We start from the raw sequence: 1,722 nt of genomic DNA, 5'->3' as shown, positions 1-1,722 counted from the left end.
CACGAGGATCAGGTACAGCAGGCGGATGGACATAGTTGACCATCATGCCGGCTGCCGCACCGTCGCATCAGCCCAGCTCACGGGCCCAGGCCGACTTCTGGCACCCCGCAGGTCCTCTTCATCTTCATCGCGGGGACGGACCCGGGACGGGACGGGTTAGGCGTCGAGGTGGGCGTTGAGCTGCCCGCGGTCGTAGTCCGTTCGTGCGGCGTCGATGTCCTGGAGGTGCTTGGCCGCCCAATCCAGGACGGGTGCGACCGTGCACAGCAGCGTTCGGCCGAGCGGGGTCAGCGAGTACTCCACCCGGGGCGGGACCACGGGGAACACCTGCCGGTGGATCAACCCGTCTCGTTCGAGGCCGCGCAGGGTCACTGTCAGCATCCGCTGGCTGATGCCGTCGACCTCCTTGCGGAGCTGGGTGAACCGCCGTGGGCTCTCGCCGAGCTGGCAGATGACGTACACCGACCACTTGTCGCCGACCCGGTCGAGTACTTCACGCACCCGGCAGCCAATCGGCGCCGGCAAGACGGCCTGCTGGAGCGAGCCTTCGGCTTCCACGGTTCCCTCCAGGTAACTGACGCATCTCAAAGTGCCGTCTTGGCACGCCGCTGTCGGGTCCCGAGGATGGTCTCAGTTCCGGCCAGGTACTGACCGCACTATCGGTAACCAAGCTACGAGGAGCCTCTCCCATGACTGCACCCGCCGTCCAGATCCCCGGCTACATCGCCGGCACGTGGGCCATCGACCCGGTGCACTCCGACGTCTCCTTCACCGTCCGCCACATGATGATCAGCAAGGTCAGGGGTCGCTTCGGCACGTTCACCGGGACCGTCGTCACTGGCGAGGACCCGCTCGCCTCCGAGGTCAGGGCCGAGATCGATCTGACGTCGATCGACACGAACAATGCCCAGCGCGACGAGCACGTCCGCTCGGCGGACTTCTTCGAGGTCGACAAGCACCCGACCATGACCTACGCCTCGACGGGCATCCGGCTGGCCGGCGACGGCTTCGTCGTCGACGGTGAACTCTCGCTCAAGGGGATCACGAAGCCTGTCCCGCTGGCACTCGAGTTCAACGGTGCCGGGCCGGACGCGTTCGGTGGCACTCGCGCCGGCTTCTCCGCGACGGCCGAGATCAGCCGCAAGGACTTCGGGATCGAGTTCAACATGCCGATCGACGGCGGCGGCGTCGTCATCGGCGACAAGATCTCGATTTCGCTCGAGATCGAGGCGGTCCTGGAGGCTTCGACCGCGTGAGCTCGCCCCTGCCGGGACTGGGCTGGTGGAGTCAGACGTCGAGCGTGCGTCTCCTATACTCGCCGGGCGGACCGGGAGCTGACCGGCCTGGTCCGTGACTTCTCGGCGATGTCACGGCGGCGGGCCCGCTTGAGAGCGGCGGAGAGCTGTGCGACGGTCAGCCGCCGCGCCAGCTCCGGGGTCGGTGCTTTGGCGGTCGGTGCGGACCATGTCCGCCAGCGCGTGCGCGTCACCGGCGTCGCTCTTCGCCCCGGACGTCGAGTACCGCTCCCGGTAACGGGCCGCCTGCAACGGGTTGACCGCGATCACCTGATAGCCGGCCGCGACCAGCGCGGAGACCCACGGGCCCCGGTCGGTCTCGATCCCGACCACCACCTGGTCCGGGCCGGCGTCCTCGTCCAGGTGGCCGCCGATCAGCTCGTGATGGTCAGTTGTGTCCGTGCGCCTGCTGTATCTGATCCTCGTT

Annotated in this window: 2 protein-coding genes and 1 pseudogene; 1 reads left to right on the top strand and 2 read right to left on the bottom strand. The window is 67.7% G+C overall.

Going from position 1 to position 1,722, the window contains the following annotated elements:
- Positions 1 to 156 precede the first annotated feature (156 nt).
- The gene (locus FMEAI12_RS33550) at positions 157 to 501 is read right to left on the bottom strand and encodes a helix-turn-helix domain-containing protein (RefSeq protein ID WP_235014994.1); all 345 of its coding nucleotides are present in this window, start codon (positions 499 to 501) and stop codon (positions 157 to 159) included.
- 188 nt (positions 502 to 689) lie between these two features.
- On the opposite strand from FMEAI12_RS33550, the gene FMEAI12_RS33545 reads away from it, so the two are divergent.
- Positions 690 to 1,256, top strand: coding sequence for a YceI family protein (locus FMEAI12_RS33545; RefSeq protein ID WP_112109130.1), 567 nt, complete (start codon positions 690 to 692; stop codon positions 1,254 to 1,256).
- A 156-nt stretch (positions 1,257 to 1,412) separates the two neighbouring features.
- On the opposite strand, the pseudogene FMEAI12_RS33540 reads toward FMEAI12_RS33545, so the two are convergent.
- A pseudogene (locus tag FMEAI12_RS33540) lies at positions 1,413 to 1,722 on the bottom strand (transposase); the annotation flags it as partial.

Source organism: Parafrankia sp. Ea1.12 (assembly GCF_900465275.1).
Classification (GTDB): Bacteria; Actinomycetota; Actinomycetes; order Frankiales; family Frankiaceae; genus Parafrankia; species Parafrankia soli.
This window is presented reverse-complemented; position numbering and strand designations above follow the sequence as displayed.